This window comes from Kitasatospora sp. NPDC090308, assembly GCF_044769485.1.
Lineage (GTDB): Bacteria > Actinomycetota > Actinomycetes > Streptomycetales > Streptomycetaceae > Kitasatospora > Kitasatospora fiedleri.
The window spans coordinates 119,592-141,132 of sequence record NZ_JBIVXY010000006.1 but is presented as its reverse complement, the minus strand read 5'-3'; the positions used below and the strand labels follow the sequence as shown (position 1 = coordinate 141,132).

General features: G+C 72.1%; 16 protein-coding genes, 3 tRNA genes and 1 pseudogene. 10 read left to right on the top strand and 10 right to left on the bottom strand.

What is annotated here, in order from left to right:
* Nucleotides 1-28 precede the first annotated feature (28 nt).
* The 3 genes and pseudogenes from ACIQVD_RS16570 to ACIQVD_RS16560 form a co-directional block, all read right to left on the bottom strand.
* Nucleotides 29-226 carry a helix-turn-helix transcriptional regulator gene (locus tag ACIQVD_RS16570; RefSeq protein WP_402289747.1) on the bottom strand — a complete coding sequence of 66 codons (198 nt, stop codon included), beginning with the start codon at nt 224-226 and terminating at the stop codon, nt 29-31.
* A 170-nt stretch (nt 227-396) separates the two neighbouring features.
* Nucleotides 397-1,653, bottom strand: a pseudogene (locus ACIQVD_RS16565) (DUF3631 domain-containing protein).
* A 41-nt stretch (nt 1,654-1,694) separates the two neighbouring features.
* Nucleotides 1,695-2,354, bottom strand: coding sequence for a DNA primase (locus tag ACIQVD_RS16560; RefSeq protein WP_402289745.1), 660 nt, complete (start codon nt 2,352-2,354; stop codon nt 1,695-1,697).
* Between the two features lie 44 nt (nt 2,355-2,398).
* Between ACIQVD_RS16560 and ACIQVD_RS16555 the strand changes: the two genes are divergently transcribed.
* Complete coding sequence (locus ACIQVD_RS16555; RefSeq protein WP_402289742.1) at nt 2,399-2,956, top strand: HAD family hydrolase; 558 nt, start codon at nt 2,399-2,401, stop codon at nt 2,954-2,956.
* Between the two features lie 290 nt (nt 2,957-3,246).
* On the opposite strand, the gene ACIQVD_RS16550 is transcribed toward ACIQVD_RS16555, so the two are convergent.
* The 5 genes from ACIQVD_RS16550 to ACIQVD_RS16530 form a co-directional block, all read right to left on the bottom strand.
* On the bottom strand, nt 3,247-5,526 hold the full coding sequence (locus ACIQVD_RS16550; protein WP_402289740.1) for an NACHT domain-containing protein: 2,280 nt from the start codon (nt 5,524-5,526) through the stop codon (nt 3,247-3,249).
* 514 nt (nt 5,527-6,040) lie between these two features.
* The gene (locus tag ACIQVD_RS16545; RefSeq protein ID WP_400683405.1) at nt 6,041-7,246 is read right to left on the bottom strand and encodes a response regulator; all 1,206 of its coding nucleotides are present in this window, start codon (nt 7,244-7,246) and stop codon (nt 6,041-6,043) included.
* 226 nt (nt 7,247-7,472) lie between these two features.
* Entirely contained in the window at nt 7,473-8,171 is a 699-nt protein-coding gene (locus ACIQVD_RS16540) for a helix-turn-helix domain-containing protein (RefSeq protein WP_402289737.1), read from the bottom strand.
* A 4-nt stretch (nt 8,172-8,175) separates the two neighbouring features.
* Nucleotides 8,176-8,340, bottom strand: coding sequence for a hypothetical protein (locus tag ACIQVD_RS16535; protein WP_402289734.1), 165 nt, complete (start codon nt 8,338-8,340; stop codon nt 8,176-8,178).
* Nucleotides 8,341-9,272: 932 nt separating this feature from the next.
* Nucleotides 9,273-9,494: a hypothetical protein gene (locus ACIQVD_RS16530; RefSeq protein WP_159073139.1), complete on the bottom strand. Its 222-nt coding sequence runs from the start codon at nt 9,492-9,494 to the stop codon at nt 9,273-9,275.
* A gap of 81 nt (nt 9,495-9,575) precedes the next feature.
* Between ACIQVD_RS16530 and ACIQVD_RS16525 the strand changes: the two genes are divergently transcribed.
* Together ACIQVD_RS16525 and ACIQVD_RS16520 are read left to right on the top strand one after the other, a co-directional pair.
* Nucleotides 9,576-10,976: an FAD-binding oxidoreductase gene (locus ACIQVD_RS16525; protein WP_402289731.1), complete on the top strand. Its 1,401-nt coding sequence runs from the start codon at nt 9,576-9,578 to the stop codon at nt 10,974-10,976.
* Nucleotides 10,977-11,564: 588 nt separating this feature from the next.
* A complete protein-coding gene (locus ACIQVD_RS16520) occupies nt 11,565-11,897 on the top strand; it encodes a hypothetical protein (protein ID WP_400683415.1) in 333 nt (110 codons plus the stop codon).
* Between the two features lie 276 nt (nt 11,898-12,173).
* Here the strand turns inward: ACIQVD_RS16520 and ACIQVD_RS16515 are convergent, their stop codons facing one another.
* The gene (locus ACIQVD_RS16515) at nt 12,174-13,058 is read right to left on the bottom strand and encodes an EamA family transporter (RefSeq protein WP_402289728.1); all 885 of its coding nucleotides are present in this window, start codon (nt 13,056-13,058) and stop codon (nt 12,174-12,176) included.
* Between the two features lie 281 nt (nt 13,059-13,339).
* Between ACIQVD_RS16515 and ACIQVD_RS16510 the strand changes: the two genes are divergently transcribed.
* The 4 genes from ACIQVD_RS16510 to ACIQVD_RS16495 all read left to right on the top strand — a co-directional run bounded on the left by ACIQVD_RS16510 (nt 13,340) and on the right by ACIQVD_RS16495 (nt 17,508).
* A complete protein-coding gene (locus ACIQVD_RS16510; RefSeq protein WP_402289725.1) occupies nt 13,340-14,416 on the top strand; it encodes a DUF1906 domain-containing protein in 1,077 nt (358 codons plus the stop codon).
* Nucleotides 14,417-14,609: 193 nt separating this feature from the next.
* Nucleotides 14,610-16,280 carry a long-chain fatty acid--CoA ligase gene (locus ACIQVD_RS16505; protein WP_400683424.1) on the top strand — a complete coding sequence of 557 codons (1,671 nt, stop codon included), beginning with the start codon at nt 14,610-14,612 and terminating at the stop codon, nt 16,278-16,280.
* A gap of 113 nt (nt 16,281-16,393) precedes the next feature.
* The gene (locus ACIQVD_RS16500; RefSeq protein WP_402289722.1) at nt 16,394-16,900 is read left to right on the top strand and encodes a DUF4396 domain-containing protein; all 507 of its coding nucleotides are present in this window, start codon (nt 16,394-16,396) and stop codon (nt 16,898-16,900) included.
* A 44-nt stretch (nt 16,901-16,944) separates the two neighbouring features.
* The gene (locus ACIQVD_RS16495) at nt 16,945-17,508 is read left to right on the top strand and encodes an ATP-binding protein (protein ID WP_402289719.1); all 564 of its coding nucleotides are present in this window, start codon (nt 16,945-16,947) and stop codon (nt 17,506-17,508) included.
* 7 nt (nt 17,509-17,515) lie between these two features.
* On the opposite strand, the gene ACIQVD_RS16490 is transcribed toward ACIQVD_RS16495, so the two are convergent.
* Entirely contained in the window at nt 17,516-20,881 is a 3,366-nt protein-coding gene (locus tag ACIQVD_RS16490) for a PAS domain-containing protein (RefSeq protein ID WP_402289717.1), read from the bottom strand.
* Nucleotides 20,882-21,082: 201 nt separating this feature from the next.
* On the opposite strand from ACIQVD_RS16490, the gene ACIQVD_RS16485 reads away from it, so the two are divergent.
* The 3 genes from ACIQVD_RS16485 to ACIQVD_RS16475 all read left to right on the top strand — a co-directional run bounded on the left by ACIQVD_RS16485 (nt 21,083) and on the right by ACIQVD_RS16475 (nt 21,533).
* A tRNA-Ser gene (locus tag ACIQVD_RS16485) sits at nt 21,083-21,173 on the top strand.
* A gap of 174 nt (nt 21,174-21,347) precedes the next feature.
* Nucleotides 21,348-21,423, top strand: a tRNA-Arg gene (locus ACIQVD_RS16480).
* Between the two features lie 34 nt (nt 21,424-21,457).
* Nucleotides 21,458-21,533: transfer RNA gene (locus tag ACIQVD_RS16475), tRNA-Arg, on the top strand.
* Nucleotides 21,534-21,541 lie beyond the last annotated feature (8 nt).

Genomic DNA, 21,541 nt, shown 5'->3' with positions numbered 1-21,541 from the left:
CTCCGGGGCCCCGCGAGTCGAGGGATGGTCAGACGGCGGTGCTCTGCTCCTGGGCACGCCACCAGGCGTCGAGGTCGGAGCGGCGCACCCGGAGCTGGCCGTTCGGCAGCTTCAGGGTTCGCGGGCCCTTGCCGCGGGCCACCATGCGGTAGAAGGCTGAGCGCGACATGTCGAGCTCTTCGAGGACGGCGGCGAGCTTGAGTTTCTCGTCCCGGTTGACGGGCATGTGCGGCTCCTCAGTTGGGAATCCTGGGCTTTCGCCTTCGCGTTCTGAGGTCCGCTACCGCCGCTACATCCGCTACCTCCCTGGTCAGAGGCTTCGAGCGGGTAGCGCTTCGCGTAGCGGTAGCGGATCGGTGCCGCTCCCGGACGGGCGCTGGGAGCAGCGAGTGATCGCTACCGGACGGCGCTCTGCTCGGCGGCGGAATCCGAGACGGCATCCGCTACCGCTACCTGTTCCGCTACCGGGAACAGGGCTCTGACCTGCGCGGTAGCGGCGGTAGCGGCAGTAGCGGACAACTCGGCCGTGGGCTGGCAGTAACGCGTCCAGGCGTCGGCGAGGTCGGCGGCGTAGTAGCCCTTGGCGACGGACTTCGAACCGGTCTTGATGTTGGGGGGCTTGATCGGGTCGCCGTCGGCGGTGACGTAGTCGCCGAGCATCCGGGCCAGCGCGCGGGCGACGATGGGCTTGCCGTCGAGGTCGGCCCACGGGGCGTCGTCCAGCTCGGCGAGCCTGTTCAGCAGCTCGGAGGTGAGCATCCGTTCGGCGGGCCCGAAGATGTCGCGCAGGTCGGTGAGCAGGCGGATGCCGACGGAGCCCTTGTCGTTGGCACGGGCGGCGGTGACGAGCTGCACGCAGGCGGCGTGGGCCCGGGCGGGCCAGTGGCCGCCGGCGGCGTCGGCGACGGCGAGCAGGGGCTCCCAGATGTCCGCTGGGCGGTCGCTGATGCCCTCGGGCAGTTCGTGCCAGACGTCCTGCATGCTGTCGCGAACGCTGTCGGCCCAGGCCGCGAGGCGCTTGCGCAGGGCGTGGCCCTGGGCGGCGTGGACGCGCTCGCGGAAGGGCTCGACCTTCTCGTTCGGGGCGCGGCGACGCATCCGGATGATGACGGAGCGGCTCATGATCGTGTCCGGGAGGTCGCCGAGTCCGCCCATGGCGAGGGCGGCGTAGACGGGGAAGCGCTGGACGGTCTGGATGTTGCCGTCGCCGACGCAGCGCAGGACGACGCCGGAGCGGCGGTGGCCGGAGTTGATGAGCTCGCGCAGGTCCTCGTTGCCCGCGGCCTTGGGCCCGAAGGTGGTGTCGACCTCGTCGAACAGCACGGTCGGTCGGGCGTCGGGGTCGGAGACGGAGCGGAACAGCGCCGCCGGGCTGACGTCGGTGGTGAGCATCGGACGCGGGGTGAGCGTCTCGATGATCTCCAGCGCGCGGGTCTTGCCGAAGCCGGGCTCGGGGGAGAGGAACGCGATGCGCGGGGTCGACTCGAACGCGTCGAGGAGGTGGGTGTGGGCGACCTACAGCACCACGGCGACGAACGCGGCCTCGCTCGGGAAGACGTTGAAGCGGCGGTGGTGCTTCTCCACGTCGTCCAAGAGGGCGGCGCCGTCCTCGGGCCCGTCGGGGGCGGTGTGGGACGGGGTGTGTTCGGTCATCGGGGGTGGTCTCCTGGTTGTTCGCGGGCGGGCCGTCGGGCCTAACGAGCGCTGTTGGTGAAGGAGTTGGCGGATTCGAAGCCCCTGGTGACGGCGCGGGCGGCGTAGTCGTCGGGGACGCCGACCGAGACGGCGGCGGCGATAAGGTGGGCGGCGATGGTCTCCAGGCCGCAGGGCCCGGGGCACTGGGAGTGCTGGGCAGCGAGGAACTTCGCGGCACCGAAGGTCTGGGATCCGGCGCCGGACTCGGACAGCGCCCGGATCTTGGCGAGGCCGCGGTTCAGGCCGTCGGTGACGTAGCGCTCGGTGTGGCGGCAGCCGGTGGCGACGTTCCGCGACCACGGTGCGAGGGTGGAAGAGACCAACCGCCCTCCGATCGGCGGCGGGTTGGCCTCTTCACCCCTGACCACCAACGCGCGGACGGCGGCGGTGAGTCGGGTCATGGTGCTGGCACCCGGTCCGAGCCAACGGGTGTACTGCATCAGCGACTTGACGTCCGCGCCGGGCCGGACGGCGTTGGAGGACGGAATGGCGCCGAGGTAGATCCAGTGCTCCCCGCGGGTGGTCGCCACCGTGCGGGTGGCCGGCATGTGCGCGCGGGCCCAGGCGACGGCGTCCGCATTGTCGAGGTCGAGGACGGTCAGGCCCGCGCCGCCCGGGTGGTAGCCGACGGCGCGGCCTCGCGCCAGGTGTCCAGCCACGGGCGGGAGAGGATCACCTCCCGGTCGCTTCCGAGACGGTCGGGGTGGGCAGCAGTGCCACGACGTTCGGCAGTCCGTCCTCGAAGCCGCGGCCACGGCAGTCGCGGGCCCTGGGGGTGGGAAGGCCAGACGAGGAGGAAGACGCGTTCGCGCTGGTGGGCGGCGCCGACATCGGACGCTCGGACACTAACCCATTCCGCATCGAACCCGAGGCCGGCCAGGTCCGCGAGTACGGTTCCCAGTGCTCGCACAGCACGTTGGTCTTGATCGTCAGCAACAACGCCGGCGCGGCCATTGAGACGTACTTGGCCGAGCAGGGCCTGACCAGTCTCGTAGCGGGCGTCTTCGGTCGGGTTCCGGGTGATCCTTCATCCATGAAGCCGAACCCGCGCCTCTTGGCCGCGGCCATGGCAGCGGCGGGAATGGGGCCGGAGGGCACCATGTTCATCGGCGACGCGGCCCGGGACGTCGAGGCCGGCAACGCTGCTGGCGTGCCGACGATCGGCTACGCCAACAAGCCAGGGAAGGGCGCGAAGCTCTCTGTTGCCGGGGCCGTGGCGATCGTTGAGTCCATGCAGACCGTTGCGGACGCCTTGGCGTGATCCTCCGCAGGGCAACATGCGTGGAACGGCAGCCGCAGGGCTGTAGTCAGACGCTGGCCGGAGCCCAGGTCAGGTCCCAGAAGTGACTTGGTCACCTGCGTGTTCGTCGACTCGTCGCATGACATCGCCGCCACGTCGCGACGGCATTGCCGAGAGACCTGATGGCGACCCTCAATCGGCAGGGCCCGCCGGGCGATCCCAGCAGGCCCCGTCAACTGCACATTCCATTCGCTGGCGCGGTTGAAAACCATCCGCTATTAAATGATAGGACGATGCCAGCTTGGCATCAACTATTCAAGAACGCTGTCCGAACTGGCTTGGGGGGCTTGGAGGATACGCCGAACCCGGCTGGCCATACCGCGAACTGGGAGATATATCCGATTCCCTCCCGACTTGGCGGTGGTGACGAGGCCAGCCGATGTGAGCCTCTGCAGAGCCGTCGGAACGAGTTCGCGATGCTTGGCATCCAGGCCGCGGAATAGCGCGGAATCCTTACGCCCTGTGCCTCTCTGGGCATAGACCTTCTTCAATATCGTAAGCAGGACCTTGTTCATCGGCGTCGTCCTCAGGGCAAGGATGCCCTTGGCTGTCGCCAGTTGCACATCGAATTGAACCACCTCGCAATCGGCGAAGTTGCTGGCTTGGAGAGCCGACCAGCCGGCGACGCCCGACATCTTCCCAATGAGGCAGCTATGGAAGTGCGGAAGCGGGTATCCGTCGTGGTCGGTCAGATCCAATTCCTGAATTACGCAGTCGTGGAAACTGAGCCAGTCATAGCCCCCGGCATCCGCAGTGAGCGAAAGGCTGCGAAGCTCAATGCCGTGGAGGGGTATCGATGTGGGGGACGTGTCGCCGGGCCAGCGCGGGCCCGCGACACGGATGATGTCCGCGATGACGGCGTCCGAGACCCCGCGCCGCTGGAGAACATTAGCTGACGAGTATGCCCGGCCCGAGCTAGCGGCGCTCTCCGCCTCTAGCCGGGAAGCGGCGACGTCGATGCCAACCTCATCCAGACATGCAACGGTGCCGGTCATCTCCATCAGCGGATTCGCGCTGTTGGGGTCCAGGAGGCACGCCACAAGGTCCCCCGCACGGGCGGCATCGGCGAGGGATTCATCGACGAAATGCCGGGAGCCGTCAGCGCTGTCCATGGCCCCGAGACCGGGGAGCCGCTGCAGGAGCTGGTAAGAGCCTTCGTCGGGCGTGTATCCGCATACGGATTGAAACACAGACGTCAGCTCGTCCTTCGAGATGGGGCCCAGCCCGTCTGTAGAGCGGCGAGCGTGGGTGGCCAGCCTCTCCAGAACCCTGCGGATGGTGAATCCGTCAACGCCCATTTCCATGCTGGCCTCGCGTTCAGATATGCGATCCAGCATCATGTTCCAGCCCTCACCGACTGAGCGCCCGAACGTCCCCTCAATGGATTCCTGCAGGACACTCGACGAGCCCAAGTAGCTCAGGAGGAGGGGACGCGAAGGTAGCCACTCTGGGAGTGATTCGTGCCATCCGTATGCGTCAAGTATCTTCTTCGCCTGCTCTTCAGTCGGCTCACCCGCCATCAAGAAGAGGGAGTCGTCCTGCGGACCCAGGGCGGTGCGCATCTCGCTCTCGCTATCGAAGAAATGCGCCCGCCCTGCCAGGACGACCGAAGTGGAAGCCCGGGAGTCACGACAGAATCGGCGCACGAGTTCCACGGATCGACGACGGATATCGCGCATGGTCTGCATCTTTCCCATCCATCCAGGAGTCGCGATCTCATCGAAGCCATCAAGGATGAGCGTCACATCGCCCGAGCGCCAAGCACGGACCAACTGAGATGGGGCGGGGAACCCAATAGAGCGAGCGTGGCGCTCTAGCGCCTCGACGGGATGGACCTGCCCCTGATGGTCTCGCAGGTTGAGGAGGAGTGGGAAAGGACTGAATGGATTTTTGCGGTGGGCGGTAGCGAGGCGCCGGTACAGCTCTCGCAGGAACATGCTCTTGCCAGCGCCATAGTCGCCATACAGAAGAACAGACCTGCCGTCCTTCACTGCGTCAGCCACTCGGGCAACCGAGAACGGCTCACCGGTATCGCTCTCCACCGGGTCGACTGCGACGTACGGCTTGAGGTCCCCATGGTCACCGCTGCTCGGCTCGCGAGCCGAACCAAAGGGGTACATGCCGCGCAACTCAAGGTACTTCAGGGAGTCGATGAGCTGTCCTCGCAACTGCGCGTAGCTGCAAGCGACCAGGGGTGAGGCAAAAGACTTGATGACCATGCGCTGGTCGGCAGTGGGCTCCTCGCGCGTGACGAAGAAGCCCTTGACGGACTTGAAGGGGTACTCACGGGCCTTGGCGACGCACGCCTCGTGGAGCTTCTTGCCGTCCTTCTCTGCCTTGTCCTTGCGCCGGGAGACTGTGCACTCGACGATCACTACCGAGTCCGGTCCGACGAAGACACCGTCTCGTTCGGCTGTGCCGATGTAGGTGGAACCCTGGAACTCGTTCTCGGGGGCGAAGAGAGCGCGGGATATCCGCAAGACCTCCGCCTCGAACTCTGACTCTTCTTGCTGCTTCTCGTCCGCTGGCATGAGCAGATCCCCTCCTCGCCGATGTGTCCCCCGTCACACATCCTACGCGCCGCTCTCTTGGGAGAGACTTGGGGGAAGATCTTGAGACTGGGGCAGTTCGAACGCTGGTGAGGCCAACGTAGACCGACGACCGGACCTATGTGTTTAGCGATCGCAGTAGGCCACTCCGGTGCCCGGACCTCGTTCGGGATGAAGAGGACGCAGACACAGGCTGGAGACTATGCCTTGGCGAACCAGATTCGGGGTGCTGGAACATACGTGGAACCCGTGGTGGCTTCCTCGCACCCCAGCGACGCTCTTCTGCTGCTCAGAAGGGTGCGACGCAACGCTGTCCGGACGTTCTTGAAAACTGTCGTGGCTTCGCGCCACCGCGGGTTCAAATCCCACACCCTCCGCTGCGGTGGATGACACACCGGCCCGGGGCGGGTACCGACGGACAGTCGGTACCCGCCCCGGCGTGTTTCCCGGGCGCGACCTGACCGGGCCCGACCCGGCCGGTACGCGCAGGCGGGGGTCAGTCGCGGGGGGACGCGTAGAGGCGGCGTTCCAGGAAGATCTCGACGAACACGGCGACCTTGGCGCGCAGGGCCCAGGGGTCGAAGGGCTTCACGATGAAGTCGACGGCGCCGGCCGCGTAGCCGCGCATCGAGTACTCGGGGTCGTTGCCGACGGCGGTGAGGAAGATGATCGGGATGTCGCGGGTGCGGGCGCGGCGCTTGATGTGGGCGGCGGTCTCGTAGCCGTCCATGCCGGGCATCTGGACGTCGAGGATGATCACCGCGAAGTCCGAGACGTCGGTCTCCAGCAGGGCCTTGAGGGCCTCGGGGCCGGAGGAGACGGAGACCACCTGGTGCCCGGAGGTGCCGAGGACGGCTTCCAGGGCGAGCAGGTTGGGGCGTTTGTCGTCGACCAGCAGGACCTTCGGGGGCGGGGCGGCGGTGCCGGGTAGCGGCGGGGCGGTGTGCGGTTCGACCAGGGTGACCAGTTCGGGGCCGGGCAGGGCGGCCCCGCGCTGGGTGTCGACCACGGCGAGTTGGCGCTCCAGCAGGTCGCAGCGCATCTCGGCGAACGCGACCTGGGCCCGGGCCTCCTCCAACTGGCTGATCAGGTCGGCTACTTGGGCGACGAGAAGGTCGCGCTCGGCCAGCAGGTCGCGTGCGGTGACCAGGCCGTGCTCGGTCAGCAGGCCGTGTTCGGCCAGGACGTCGCGCTCGGCCGGGAGGTCCCGTTCGGCGGGGAGCGCGGCCGGGCCGCCGTCCGCGCGGTGGTCGGCCTCCAGGCGTTTCAGGCGCCGGTCCAGGTCGGCGAGCAGGCCGCGCTGGTCGTCCAGCGCGCTGTCCAGCCGTTCGCGGCGGGCGGAGGTGGAGCGGGCCCGGGCGTCGGCGGCCTTCAGCTGGTCCTCCAGTTGGTGCACGGCCTGGCTGATCGAGTCGGTGGTCCGGACGGCGGCCCGGCGCAGCAGGCGCAGCCGTTCGAGGGCCGCCGGTTCGATCCGGGTGCCGTGCTCCCGCTCGATCTCGCGGACCAGGTCGTCGATGAAGTCCTGCGGGGCGATCCGGGTGCCCGACAGGTAGCGCGAGAGCGTGCCGGGGCTGACGCAGCAGCGCACGGCGCAGCGGCGCAGCGAGATCGAGAGCTGGGCGAACAGTTCGCGCAGCGCCTCCGCGAACTCCCGGCACTGCTTGTTGAGCTTGTCGTCCAGGGGCTGTAGATCGCCCATGTCCTCATTCCTCCGCACGGCCCGGGCCCGGTCGGTGCCGGGCCTGCCGTGTTCTCCGACGTGCTCGTACCTGCTCTGCTCGGACGTACTGCGACGCGCCCGGACGCGCTCGGACGTACTGCGACGCGCCCGGACGCGCTCGGACGTACTGCGACGCGCCCGGACGCGCTCGGACGTGCTGTGCTGTGCCGGGCTGCGACGCGCTGCTCCTGCGGCGGCGCCCCGGTCAGTCCGGCCGGGGCGAGCCGACGAGCGGGGCCGTCCCGTCCGCGGCGGCGAGGGTGCCCAGGCGGGTCGCGGGCGCCGGCCCCCTGGGGTGCGGGAAGCGGGCGTCCCGCGGCTCCGGGTGGATCACGGCCGAACTGCGCGGGGTGTAGGCCCGGCTCCAGGCGCCGGCCCAGTGCACGGCGTCCGCCGCCGGGACGCCGCAGGCCCGGACGAAGGCGTCCAGCAGCACCGGGGACGGGGGCATCTCCCGGCGGAGCACCAGGTTGAGCGTGCTGCGCGGGAGCTGGCCGAGCCCGCCGGCCCGCTTCTCCAGCTGGCGCAGGGACGGGCGTCCGATCCGGCGGTGCAGGTGCACCATCGCGGCCCACAACTCGCTCGGGGTGTCGACCAGTCTGATGTCGCGGGGCCGGTCCACCGGCGGCGGCGCCTCGGCCTGGCGGGCGGCCCGCCAGCGGGTCCGGACCGCCGCCAGCTCCTTCTTGTCGGCGCCGCACCCGCGGACGTACGCCTCCACCACCTCCAGCGGCGGCACCGCTTCGCCGCTCGCGGCCCGGGAGAGCCGGGAGGCGGTCAGCCCGGTGGCCGCGCCCAGCTGGGAGTAGGTGAGGCCCGCGCGCCGGCGCAGTTGGCGCAGGTGCTGCGCCAGCGCCGCGGACTCCTTCGTACGTTCGGTGACGGGCCGCTCGGGGCGTCCCACCGGATCAGCCCTCCAACGCGACCAGACGCGGGCGCCGACCGGCCCGCACCGAGACGATGACGCCCGTCGAGACGGTGCCGATGCCGCCGAGCAGGGCCAGCACGCTCTCGGCGGCGGCACCGGAGCGGACGAGGACGACGACGGCCACGGCCAGCACGATGACGATCACCGCCTCGACCCCGGAGATCCCGGAGCCGCCGAGGGAACCTGAGCCACGGAAACCACCGGAGCCACGGAAACCACCGGGGCCGCCGAACGAACCGGCTCTGCCGGAACCGCCGGGACTTCCGAAACCGGCGACGGGCCGGACGCCGGTCCCCACGCAGGCGGTGACGGCGGGAATGCGCTGGTGCAAGGGGTTCTCTCCTAGCCGAAAGGGGCGGACTCCACCGGGACCTCGCGGTCCGGGCCGCAATCGATCGACCGGGAGTTTGCCGACTCCCGATTCGGCGGCGGATGAATCATCCCACCCCGTCCGGTGGTCGCCCGGACGGCCGATGGTTGTCAACTCGCTTTTGTTGCAAGGCCGTCCAGTCGGCAGGCGGCCCGAGGATCGGGTTTCGACCGGATCGCCGGTGCGCAAACGCCGGGTGCCGCCGGGGTGCCACCCCGGGCGGAAAGGGCGGCATGTTCATTCACTGAATGCCCTGACCAGGCGCGATTCGCGTCCCGGCTGTACACCCGGGCCCGAAGGGGGAGGAACATTAGCATTTTGAACCATCAGATACACACCGCCCGCCGGTTGATGCGGACTTGTCCAGATCCCGATTGCAGGGGGCCAGCGTCGCATGTGAGTCTTCCCCCGCACGGTGTTGCCATTGCGCAACACTGGACATTCCCTAGGCGTACGCGGACTCCACCGACACCTCCGGGGACTGCGAGCGGACGGCGTTGCCGCGCCCCCGCTCGCCGCAGGTGGTGTGCCGCCAGGCGCGCCACCTGCCGCCTTTTCCGGCCGACCACGCGGCCCCTCCCGAACCGCCCCGCCCGGACGCCCGCCGGTACGGCAGGTGACCGGCCCGGCCCGGTGTTCCCGGGAACGCCCCACGGCAACACGACCCGTCCGCTCCCTCCGCAGCACGACCCGCCCGCCGCCCGGGGTCAGAACAGCGTCGGCGGCTCGTCCGGGACGGGGAGGCCGGGGAGCGCGTCCTGCCACCGGGTGGCCTCGCTGAGCGGGAGCTGGCGCATGCTGCCGGTGCAGAGGCTGAGCGAGCGGCGGTCGCGCTTGTGGTCGTGGATGACGCCGTAGCCGGTACGGCGGGTGGGCATCAGGGCGACCGGTCGGTCGCAGTCGGGGCACTGGATCCGTGGTGCGCGCATGGGTACCAGGGTGCCGGAGCCGACCGACAGCGCGACAGGGGGCGGCGGGGGCGGTTGTCCGGCCGGAGCCGGGGGAGTGGGATGGGCGTGTGGACGAGGCGAGTGGAGGTCTTTGCCGTGGGTGAGTTGGTCGAACGGCTGCGCGCGGGGCTGCCCGACGGTGCGGTGGCGGTGGATCCGGACGTGACGGCCGCGTACGCGCGGGACATGGCCGGGTTCTGCGCCGCGGGCGAACCGGCGGTGCTGGTGTTCCCGGAGACGGTCGAGCAGGTGCGGTTCGTGCTGCGGACGGCGACCGAGCTGCGGGTCCCGGTGGTGCCGCAGGGCGCCCGGACGGGACTGTCGGGCGGGGCGAACGCGGTGGACGGCTGCATCCTGCTGTCGCTGACCAGGATGAACCGGATCCTGCACCTCGACGCGGTCGACCGGATCGCCGTGGTGCAGCCGGGCGTGGTCAACGCCGAGCTGTCCCGCGCCGCCGAGGCCCTGGGCCTGTCCTACCCGCCGGACCCGTCGAGCTGGGAGTCCTGCACCATCGGCGGCAACATCGGCACCGGCGCCGGCGGCCTGTGCTGCGTGAAGTACGGGGTGACCAGCGAGTACGTGCTCGGCCTGGACGTGGTGCTGGCGGACGGGCGGCTGCTGCGGACGGGACGGCGCACCGCCAAGGGCGTCGCCGGGTACGACCTGACCCGGCTGCTGGTCGGCTCGGAGGGCACCCTGGGCGTGGTGGTCGAGGCGGTGCTGGCGCTGCGCCCCGCGCCGGGGCCTCAGCTGGTGCTGGCCGCGGAGTTCGACTCGGTGGACGCCGCCGGGCGGGCGGTGTGCGAGGTGATGGCGGCCGGGCACGCGCCCTCGCTGATGGAGCTGATGGACGCCACCACCGTCCGGGCGGTCAACGAGATGGCGCGGATGGGCCTGCCGGAGTCGACCCGGGCCCTGCTGCTGGTCGCCTTCGACGGCCCGGACCAGCGCGAGCGGCTGGCCGAGGTCGAGTCGCTGTGCACCGCCGCCGGGGCCACCGGGGTGGTGCCGGCCGAGGACCGGGCGGAGTCCGAACTGCTGCTCCAGGCGCGGCGGTTGTCGCTGCCCGCGCTGGAGCGGATGGGCACCACGATGATCGACGACGTGGCGGTGCCGCGGAGCGCGCTGGCCGCGATGCTGAACGGCGTCGCCGAGATCGCCGACCGGCACCGGCTGACCATCGGCGTGGTCTCGCACGCGGGCGACGGCAACACCCACCCGGTGGTGATCTTCGACGCCAAGGACGAGGAGCAGACGGCCCGGGCCCGGAGCTCCTTCGACGAGATCATGGCGCTCGGCCTGGAACTGGGCGGGACGGTGACCGGCGAGCACGGCATCGGCCTGCTGAAGCGCGAGTGGCTGGCCCGGGAGCTGGGCCCGGTCGGGCTGGAGCTGCAGCGCCAGATCAAGGCGGCGTTCGACCCGCTGGGCATCCTCAACCCGGGCAAGATGCTCTGACCCGCTCGCTCGGCCGTCCGCTCGCTCGGCCGTCCGCTCGGTCTGCTGTCCGGCCGGTCGGGTTCCTGCTTCGATCCCCCGACCCCCAGCCGCAGAGAAAATTTCCCGATCATCACAAGATGACGGTCGGGAAATTCGCCTGCCATTTACCCGACCATCATAGTGTGGCATCCGGATGGTATGAGGAATTTCGGCAGTGGCTGAATATCGACTTTGTGCGGTCATGCGACCCCGGCGGGGCGCGGCCGGACCGTTCGTGCGCCCCGGGGCTTGCGCGACTCGCCGGAAACCGGTCGCCGCGCCCCCGCCCGGACGGCGGTACGGCTCCCGCCGTCCGGGCGAATCGCCAGCTCGCAGACGGTGTGTCTGTCGACGAACCGATCGGGCCGGGATTATGCGCCAGTGCCGCCGCGTCACGCTAATGGGGGAAAAGGCTCAGCGGTGCTGGTGCTTTGTCGATTTGTTGCGGAAGTCTGTCCCTCGGCGTCGCAGCCCCCGGAGCCTCGTCTGGCCGCGAACTCCGGAACACCTTTTTTCCAGCTCGCAATAACCGGCAAGAACCAACCAAGAACCAACGGAGGGAATCCCATGGCGCGCTTCCGCACCACACGCCTGGCCGCGCTGGTCGCGTCCGTCCCGCTCGCAGCGGGTCTGCTGCTGGCCGGGGCGGGTGCCGCGGCGGCCGACAACGGTGCGGCTGCCGGCCACGGCTCGAACAGCAGCGTGGTCTCGGACTTCGGCAGCGGCAACATCTTCGGACCGGTCGACGGCAACTACAACTCCACCCAGCAGACGGCGACCGGTGCCGGTGCGTCGAACCAGAACAACACCCTCGGGGTGAAGGGGAACACCGGGGTCGTCTACGCCGACCAGTCCAACAAGAACTTCAACCTCGTCTTCGCGCCGGTCTACTCGTACTGACCTCCCGGCGGGAGGTGCGCACGGACCGGCGGGGGCGCCGGACCGGACGGAGCACGGACCGCCGGAGCACCCGGGAGTGGAAAGGGTCACCGCCTCGGGGCGTACAACGGACGACGATCGGAACCCCTCGGGGGCGCGGCACCGCCACACGACGGCTGCCGCGCCCCCGAGGCGCGTCCCGGTCCGGTCCGGCCGGGGCCGGTCCACCCGGCGGCCCGGCGGCCCAGCGCCACCCGGCGGCCCAACAGCCCAGCGCCCCCGGCGGCCCGGCGCGGCTCAGCGGCGCGCGGTCAGCGTCGCCCCCACGCTCGCGGCGACCACGCAGCAGATGCCCAGCACCTGCGGCAGCCCCAGCACCTGGCCGAGCACCAGCAGGCCGACCAGGGCGCTGACCGCCGGGTCCAGGCTGACGATCACGCTGAACACCCGCTGCGACATCCGGCGCAGTGCGGTCATCTCCAGCGCGTACGGCAGCACCGGGAAGAGCAGCGCGACCCCCGCGACGGCGAGCAGCAGCAGCCCGGGGGAGTCGGAACCGGACAGGCCGTGCACCGCCTCGGCGGCGCCGAACGGGGCGAGCACGACGGTGCCGATGGTGAACGACACCGCCAGGCCCTCGAAGCCCTTGAAGGCCGCGCCGACCTTGTCGGTGAACAGGATGTAGCCCGCGTAGCAGGCGGCCGCGCCGAACGCGCAGGCCAGGCCGACCGGGTCCAGGCCGCCCGGGCCGGAGCCGCCCTCGCCGCCCAGCAGGGTGAGCAGGGCGACCCCGGCGGCGGCCAGCGCCGCCCACAGCACGTGCCCGGCGCGGCGGGCGAAGACCAGGGCGACGGCCAGCGGGCCGAGGAACTCGATGGTGGCCGCGGTGCCCATCGGCAGCCGGTCGACGGCGCCCGCGAACAGCAGGGTCATCCCGGCGGAGGCGACGCCGAGCAGTCCGGCCATCGCCAGGTCCCGCCGACTGCGGCCGCGCAGCCGGGGCCGGGTGACGGCGAGCAGCACGACGGCGGCGAAGGAGATCCGCAGGAAGGTCGCACCCGCCACCCCCAGCACCCCGAACAGCGGCTTGGACGCCGCCACCCCGAGCTGCACCGCCAGCATCGACACCAGGCAGAGCACCGGAGCCGGGACGCGCCCCAGCCGCTGCCGGACACCGTGCACCCGTCGCACGTCCGGTCGTCGCACGCCGGGGCGGCGCAGGCCGCCCGCCCGTGCCCGGCCGGAACCGGAGTCGGCCTTCGAAACGGAGGTGACGACTGGGAGCTCGCTTGTGCTTTCAACGGTGAGGGACGTGCCTGGCATGTGATCGAGTCTGGCGTAAGGAGTGGAAATGGTCAAAGACGGTTACCGGTGAGCGTCGCCACAGAGCCACCCGGGTGACCGGGCGACGGCGACGGCGTGTCCTGCCGGGCAGGCTGACGGCCCGTCAGTAGTTCTGGAGGGTGCGCTACCTCGGCCCCGCGGCCCTGACGGCCGCGTCACTCGTCCTGCTGCTCGCCACCGACCAGGGGGCCGTCGGAATGCCGACGACCGGCCCGACCGCCGCCATCGCCCCCGCCCCCGTCCCCGCTTCCACCTCCACCTCCACTTCCGTCTCCGCCTCCGCACCCCGGCAGCCCCAGCCGCTCGTCCCCGAACTCGCCGCCCAGCAGCCGCCGGCCCGGCAGCTGCCCGCGGTGGCACACCAGGCCGCCGCGCTGACCGAGGCCCGGACCGAGGCGCGGACCGCCGCCGCGGCACCGCCCGTCCGGTTGCGTCGGACGCTGCTGGCCGACCCGTTGAGCGCGCGCCGGGAACCGCTGCCCGCCGAGGTGTTCACCGGCGCCGGGTTCGACGCCTGCTCCGCGCCGCCTGTGGAGACCATGCGCGCCTGGTGGGGCACCTCCCCGTACGGCGCGGTCGGGATCTACACCAGCGGACGGCAGCGGGCCTGCGGCCAGTCCCGGCTGACGGCGGCCTGGGTGAGCGAGGTCCGCGAGATGGGCTGGCAGCTGATCCCCACCCACGTCGGACGGCAGGCCCCGTGCATGGCGCCGAGCAACAAGGCGCAGCGGATCGACCCGGCGAAGGCGGTCCAGCAGGGCAAGGAGGAGGCGGCCGAGGCGGTGCGCGCGGTGAAGAACCTCGGGCTGCGCACCGGCACCCCCGTCTACCTGGACATCGAGGCGTACCCGAGCGGCAACCGGGCGTGCAGCCAGGCGGTGATGGACTTCACCGTCGCCTGGACGCAGGCGCTGCACCGGGCGGGCTTCCGCTCCGGCTTCTACTCCTCCACCAACTCGGGGGTGGCCGACCTGGCCGCCGCCGCCCGGGCCGGCAGCGGTCCGCTCCCGGACGCGGTCTGGTACGCCAACTGGGACGACCGGGCCACCACCACCGACGGCGCGGGCCGACTCGGCGACGACCTGTGGGTCGGCCACTCCCGGATCCACCAGCACCACGGCAACGCCCAGGAGAGCTACGGCGGCGCCGCACTGGCCATCGACCGCAACCAGGTGGACGCCCCGGTCGCCCGCTGAGCAGCGCTGAGGAGCCGGGGGCGGCCGGAAGCACGCACGGCCACCCGGCCCCCACGCCCCGCGACCTGCGGGGAGCGGGGTCGGTCTCATCTCGGTTGCGACTACTGACAGCGGGGGTGTGCCGGGGAAACAATCGGAGAAATCGCTTGCTACCTGCGGGTAGCAACGTGCCGGCCGGTCAAGGAGGACCCGCGTGTACAGCACGATGCAGGACGTTCCGCTCACGGTTGCCCGGATTCTGCAGCACGGCTCCACCATCCATGGCCGGTCGACCGTCACCACCTGGACCGAGGACGGCCCGGTGGTGCGGACCTTCGCCGAGATCGGTGCCCGGGCCGGACAGCTCGCCCACGCCCTCCGCGACGAGCTCGGGGTGACGGACGGGAGCGTCGTGGCGACGCTGATGTGGAACAACACCGAGCACCAGGAGGCGTACCTGGCCATACCGTCCATGGGCGCGGTGCTGCACACCCTGAACCTGCGGCTGCCCGCGCACCAGCTGGTCTACATCGTCAAGCACGCCGCTGACCGGGTGATCATCGTCAACGGCACGGTGCTCCCGCTGCTGGCCGCCGTGCTGCCGCAGCTGGCCGGGACGGTCGAGCACATCGTGGTGTCCGGGGCGTACGACCCGGCGCTGCTGGCCGGGTTCGACGGGACGGTACACGAGTACGAGGCACTGATCGCGGGCCGGCCGACCGACTACCCGTGGCAGACCGACATCGACGAGAAGCAGGCCGCCGCGCTCTGCTACACCTCCGGCACCACCGGCGACCCCAAGGGCGTGGTCTACAGCCACCGCTCGATCTACCTGCACTCGATGCAGATCATCGCCGCCTCCAGCTTCGGCCTGACCGCCCGCGACACCGTGCTGCCGGTCGTGCCGATGTTCCACGTCAACGCCTGGGGCATCCCGCACGCGGCGTTCATGACCGGTTCGAGCCTGCTGATGCCGGACCGCTTCCTGCAGCCCAAGCCGCTCGCCGAGATGATCGACCGGGTCAAGCCGACCTTCGGCGCGGCCGTCCCGACCATCTGGACCGGCCTGCTGGACGAGCTGGACGCCGGCGACTACGACACCTCCACCCTGGAGACCGTCGTCATCGGCGGCTCGGCCTGTCCGCCCGCGCTGATGCGGGCCTTCCAGGAGCGACACGGCATCCGGGTGATCCACGCCTGGGGCATGACCGAGACCTCCCCGCTGGGCACCGTCGCGCACCCGCCCGCCGGCGTCACCGGCGAGGACGAGTGGGCGTACCGGGTCACCCAGGGCGTCTTCCCGGCCTCCGTGCAGGCGCGGCTGATCGGCCCCGGCGGCGAGCCGGTGCCGCACGACGGCACCGCCGAGGGCGAGCTGGAGGTGCGCGGGCCGTGGATCGCCGCGGCGTACTTCGGCGGCGCGGGGAACGAGGCCGAGTCCCCCGAGGACAAGTTCAGCCCGGACGGCTGGCTGCGCACCGGCGACGTCGGCACCATCACCGCCGACGGCTACCTGACCCTCACCGACCGGGCCAAGGACGTGATCAAGTCCGGTGGCGAGTGGATCAGTTCGGTCGCGCTGGAGAACCACCTGATGGCGCACCCCGAGGTCGCCGAGGCCGCGGTGGTGGCCGTCCCGGACGAGAAGTGGGGCGAGCGCCCGCTGGCCACCGTGGTGCTGCGGCCCGGCGCCACGGCCGGTCTGCCCGAGCTGCGGGCCTTCCTGGCCGAACGGGTCGCCTCCTGGCAGCTGCCGGAGCGCTGGTCGCTGATCGAGTCGGTGCCGAAGACCTCGGTCGGCAAGTTCGACAAGAAGGTGATCCGGGCGGATTACGCGGCGGAGCGCCTCGACGTGACGGTGCTCGGCAAGTCCGACAAGAGCTGACGCCGGACGGCCCTCCTCGGGAAGCTCCGGGGACCGGTTGGGAATACCCCATGGGGGTATGTGGTTCTTCGTGGTCGGAGGAACCCGCACCGGTTCGGACGAGGAGGGCCGTCATGGAGCACAGCACGCACCAGGGGCACGCGCAGCACGCCCCGCACCCGCACCCCGGGCACGGCGGCGGTGGCGGCAGCGGCTGGCGCACCGCCGCGCAGGCGACCCTGCACTGCCTCACCGGCTGCGCCATCGGCGAGGTGCTCGGCCAGGTGATCGGCGTCGGCCTCGGCCTGCACAACGGCGCGACCGTGGTGCTGTCGACCGCGCTCGCCTTCGTGTTCGGCTACGCGTTGACCATGCGGGGCGTGCGGAGGGCCGGTCTGCCCTTCCGGGCCGCGCTGAAGGTCGCGCTGGCCGCCGACACCGTGTCGATCATCGTCATGGAGCTGATCGACAACGGCGTCATGGTGACCGTTCCCGGGGCGATGGACGCGGGTCTCGGCCAGGCGCTGTTCTGGGCGTCGCTGGCCGGCTCCCTGGTGCTGGCCTTCCTGGTCACCGTCCCGGTCAACCGCTGGCTGATCGGCCGCGGCCGGGGCCACGCGGTGGTCCACGCCTACCACTGACCCCGGCCACCACCCCGGCTGCTCGGCGTCCGGCGGCGACGGTGTTGGTTGCCGGTGACCGACCCGTCGGCGCCGTCGACCGCCACCAGGTGCCGGACGCCGTCCGGCCCGAGCACCTCCACCGACCAGGAACCGCCGCCGAACCGGTCGCCACCCGACTCCTGGACCTGGACCTGCGGGTCACCGGAGTACCGGCCGACCGGGCTGCCGACCGCGTCCCGATCCGAGCCGAACTCGCCTTCGTGGCAAGGGTGTTGGGCAACCTCATCCGGCTGACCGGGCTGCTCGCCGGCCTGGTCGACAACGCCCGGCGCTACGCCGCGGGCCGGGTGGAGGCCGAGCTGTCCGTCGAGGAGCACGAGGGGGTGCTGGAGGTGCGCGACGACGGCCCGGGCATCCCGGAGCCGGGCCGGCAGCGGGTGTTCGAGTGCTTCACCCGGCTCGACGACGACCGCAGCCGCGAACTCGGCGGCGCCGGGCTGGGGTTGGCCATCGCCCGCGACCTGGCCGAGCGCGACGGCGGCACCCTGCGCGCCGCCGGATCGCCGCACGGTGCCCGCCTGGTGGCCCGCCTCCCGTCGGCCGGTCCTCCCGGAGAAGGCGATTGACGACCCGTCAGAAGGAGGTGCTGCTACCCGCCCCCGCGAACTGGCCCAACGCGCCGATCCTGGCCAGCAGTTCGACGATCCGGCCCTGCACGTCCTCGGTGGTGGAGCGTTCGGCGAGGAACAGCACGTTCTCGCCGGTGCGCAGTCCGGCCCGGGCCTGCGGGTCCAGGTCGGCCGAGGTGTAGACGACCAGCGGGGTGCGGTGCAGGCGGTCGTTGGCGCGCAGCCAGTCGAGCAGCCCGAGGTTGCGGCGCTCGATCCGCTGGAGGTCCAGCACCACCAGGTTCGGCTGGAGGCTGCTGGCCCGGGCCACCGCCTCGTTCTCGTCGGCGGCGTGCTCGACGTGCATGCCGCGCCGCTCCAGGCTGGCCACCAGCGCCGCCGCGACCTCCGGGTCGGACTCCACCAGCAGCACCCGGGCCGCGTGGTTCTCGCCGTCCCGGGGCGCGAGCGCCCGCAGCAGCACCGCCGGATCGGCGCCGTACGCGGCGTCCCGGGTGGCCTGGCCGAGGCCGGCGGCCAGCAGCACCGGCACCCGCCCGGCCAGCGCGGCGGTGCGCAGCGACTGCAGCGCGGTACGGGTGATCGGGCCGGTCAGCGGGTCGACGAACAGCGCGGCGGGGGCCTGCGGCACCTGCGCGTCCACCTCCTCGCGGGAGGCGACGACGACCGGCCGGAAGCCCCGGGTCTCCAGCGCGCCCCGGGTGGACGGGTCGGGCTCGGGCCACACCAGCAGCGGGCGCGGGCCGTCCTGCGGGAGGTCCCTGGCCCGGGCGAGTTCGGCCATCGGCCGGGGCGGAGTGCGCCCCTCGACGGGTGCGCCGCCCGGTCCGCCGGGCAGCGCCAGGGCCGCCCCGGGGCCGCCGCCCTCGCCGGGCCCGCCCTGCGGGGCCGTCCCACCCAGGCGCTGGCCGTTCAGCAGGACGGGGTCGACCGCGGACGGGCCGCTCCCGCCGACGGGCAGCGCGTTCTGGGCGGGTGCCTGGCCCGGCACCGGAGCGCCGGGGAACGCGGCCGGGAAACCGCCCATCGGCCGCGGCGGCAGCAACTCGCCCAGTCCGCTGCCGACCGGCTCGGGGGCCTGCGGGGCGGCGTCCGCCCCGGCGGGCAGCGCCGCGGCGGCGGGGCGGGCGACCTCCAGCGCGCCGTTCGACGGCCCGGCGTCCGGGGCACCAGCGCCCGGTGCCGGTGCGCCCGGCGCGGCCGGCGGGGCCGGGTCGGCGGCGGGAACGGGCGGCAGGACCGCCGTGACCTCCTCCGCGCTCTGGGCGGTGTCGGCGGGCAGCGCGAGCCGCCGCCGGCGTCCGGTGGGCTGGGCGGTCGGGGTGACCGGCTCCGGGGTGGCGGCCGCCAGCGCGCTCTCCAGGCCCGGGTAGACGGGCGTCCCGGGGTCGGGGACGCCGGGGATGCGCAGTGCCCCGGAGCTGTCGCCGGGCGCGGCCTGCGCGGCGGCCCGGCGGGCCCGCCGCCCGGAGCGGGCGCCGCCCTCGGGGCCCTCGGCCGGTCCGAGGGCGATCGCGCCGCCGCCGGAGGTGTCGTCCGCGGCCGGCCCGGCGCCGAGCGCGATCGGCCCGCGCGGGGCCTGCTGCTCCGGCGCGTCCCGGCCCTCGCGCGCCTCGGCGGCCCGGGCCCGACGGCGGCCGGAGCCCTGGGTGTCGTCGGCGCGCGCCCCGGTGCCCGAGGCCGCCGGGGTGCCCGCAGCCGCCGGGTCGCCCGACGCCCCGCCCTCGGCCGGACGCGGTCCGGCCGGAGCGTCCGGACCCGCCGGACCGGCCTGCCCGGGCAGGTCCGGGATCATCGCGGTGTCGGAGTCCTTGGGGACGTGCTGCTGCTTGTCCGGCCCGCCGGACGCGTCGCTGTCGGGGTCGAGCGGCAGTTCCACCACGTAGGTGGCGCCGCCCCCGTCGGGCAGGTCGTGGCGCTGGAGCACGCCGCCGTGCCGCTGGACGGCGGCCCGGGCGATCGGCAGGTGCACGGCGCTGGAGCTGCGGGCGGGGCCGCGCACCTCGATCCGGGCGACGTCGCCGCGCCGGGCGGCGGCCAGCACCACCATCGGGGGCTGTTCGCCGGCCGGCGCGGGCCCGGCGAACGAGGCCCCGGCGGGGCCCTCGCCCTCGGTCCGGGCCGGCCCGGGGACGGGCGTGACGCCGCTGACGTCGGCCACCAGGTGGGCGAGCGCCCGGGCGAGCCGCTCGCGGTCGGCGAGCACCTTCACGGCGGCGGCGTGCACCGAGTAGCGGACCCGGCCGGGCCCGACGAGTTCCCCGGCCCGGTCGACGGCGAGCTGCACGACCTCGTCCAGGCCGACCCGCTCGCGGTCGAGGGACGCCTTGCCGCGGTCGGCGGCGGACTCGAAGCGCTGGTGCTCCAGCACGCCGTCGATCAGCTTCCCGAACCGGCGGCACTCGTCGGCGAGCCGGCGCAGCGTCCAGTTGGCCTCGGGCCAGAGCTGCCCGGCGGGGTCGGCGGCCAGCGCGTCGATCCGGCCGTGCAGCGCGGTGAGCGCCCCGCCGAGTTCGCTCTCCAGGACGGCGGTGAGGTGCTCGTTGCGGGCGGCGAGGGCGAGTTCGCGGGTGCGGTCGGTGAAGGTCATCACCGCGCCGACCAGCTGTTCGCCGTCCCGGACGGGGGCGGTGGTCAGGTCGACGGTGACCGGTCGGCCGTCCTTGCGCCACAGCACGGTGTCGCGGATCCGGTGCTTGCGGCCGGAGTGCAGGGTGTCCATCAGCGCGGAGCTCTCGGCGGCGAGCGGGCTGCCGTCGGGCTGCGAGTGCTGGATCAGCGGGTGCAGCTCGCGGCCGCCGAGCTCGCTGGCCCGGAAGTCCAGGATGTGCGCGGCGGCCGGGTTGACCAGCACCACGCGGCCCTCCAGGTCGACGCCGAGGACGCCCTCGGCAGCGGCGCGCAGGATCATCTCGGTCTGCTTGTGCTGGCGGCGCAGCTCGGACTCCACGCCGAGCCGGGCCGACATGTCGCGGACCAGGAGCAGCAGCAGGCCCTGGTCGTTGGTGTTGAAGGACAGGAAGCCGTGCGCCTCCCCGCCGCCCTCGTCGGTGAAGTCGTTCCCGGACACCTCGACGGTGAAGGCGGTGCCGTCGGTGCGCCGTGCGGTCATTCGGACCGGTCGGTCCAGGCTCTCGGTCTCGCTCGCGGGGGGCCGCATGGAACCGGGGATCCGACTGGGGTCGAACTCCGGCAGCAGGTCCAGCACGCCCATGCCGACCAGCGAGGTGCCGGGTGCCTGCAGGCTCTCCACGGCGGCCTTGTTGACGTCGACCACGGTGCCGTTGCTGTTCACCAGCAGCAGCGGTTCGGGCAGTGCATCGAGTATCGCGGCGAGGCGAGCAGCGCCTCGGGTCGGCCTGCTGCTCACGTCGACAGGTCTCCTCACGGCTTCGTGCCGCCGCTGCGACGGGCGGCTCTGGCTCTCCTCGGAGAGGGAAGTATCTCATTCTTCTTTGCGCCGTGGACGACCCGGCCAGTATCGTTGTGGTGGTTGGTGCCGGGGCCGTCGGCTGTGGCATCATCGCAGTCGCACGGAACGCGCCGGAGTGCCGGTCGTGGTCCGGCTGTTGGAGGCGTCGCCTAGTCCGGTCTATGGCGCCGCACTGCTAATGCGGTTTGGGCTTTACCGTCCATCGAGGGTTCAAATCCCTCCGCCTCCGCTCACCGGGAGCCCCGTCGGTCACTGACCGGCGGGGCTCCTGCGTCGTCCGGGTCCGGCGCGGTCCGGGCCCGCGCCGCCGGGTCGCCGGGCCGTCGGCAATCGATTTCGCCCCAGGTCGACGGTCATGTAATGTTGTCCCCGCACCGCCCAGGAGGCCAGTCCGCCGGGGCGAGCGCTCATAGCTCAACGGATAGAGCACTTGACTACGGATCAAGAGGTTGCAGGTTCGAATCCTGCTGAGCGCACCAAACTCCGCTCGCGGCTCCGCAAGGGGCCGTCCGAGCGCTCATAGCTCAACGGATAGAGCACTTGACTACGGATCAAGAGGTTGCAGGTTCGAATCCTGCTGAGCGCACCAGCCGAAGG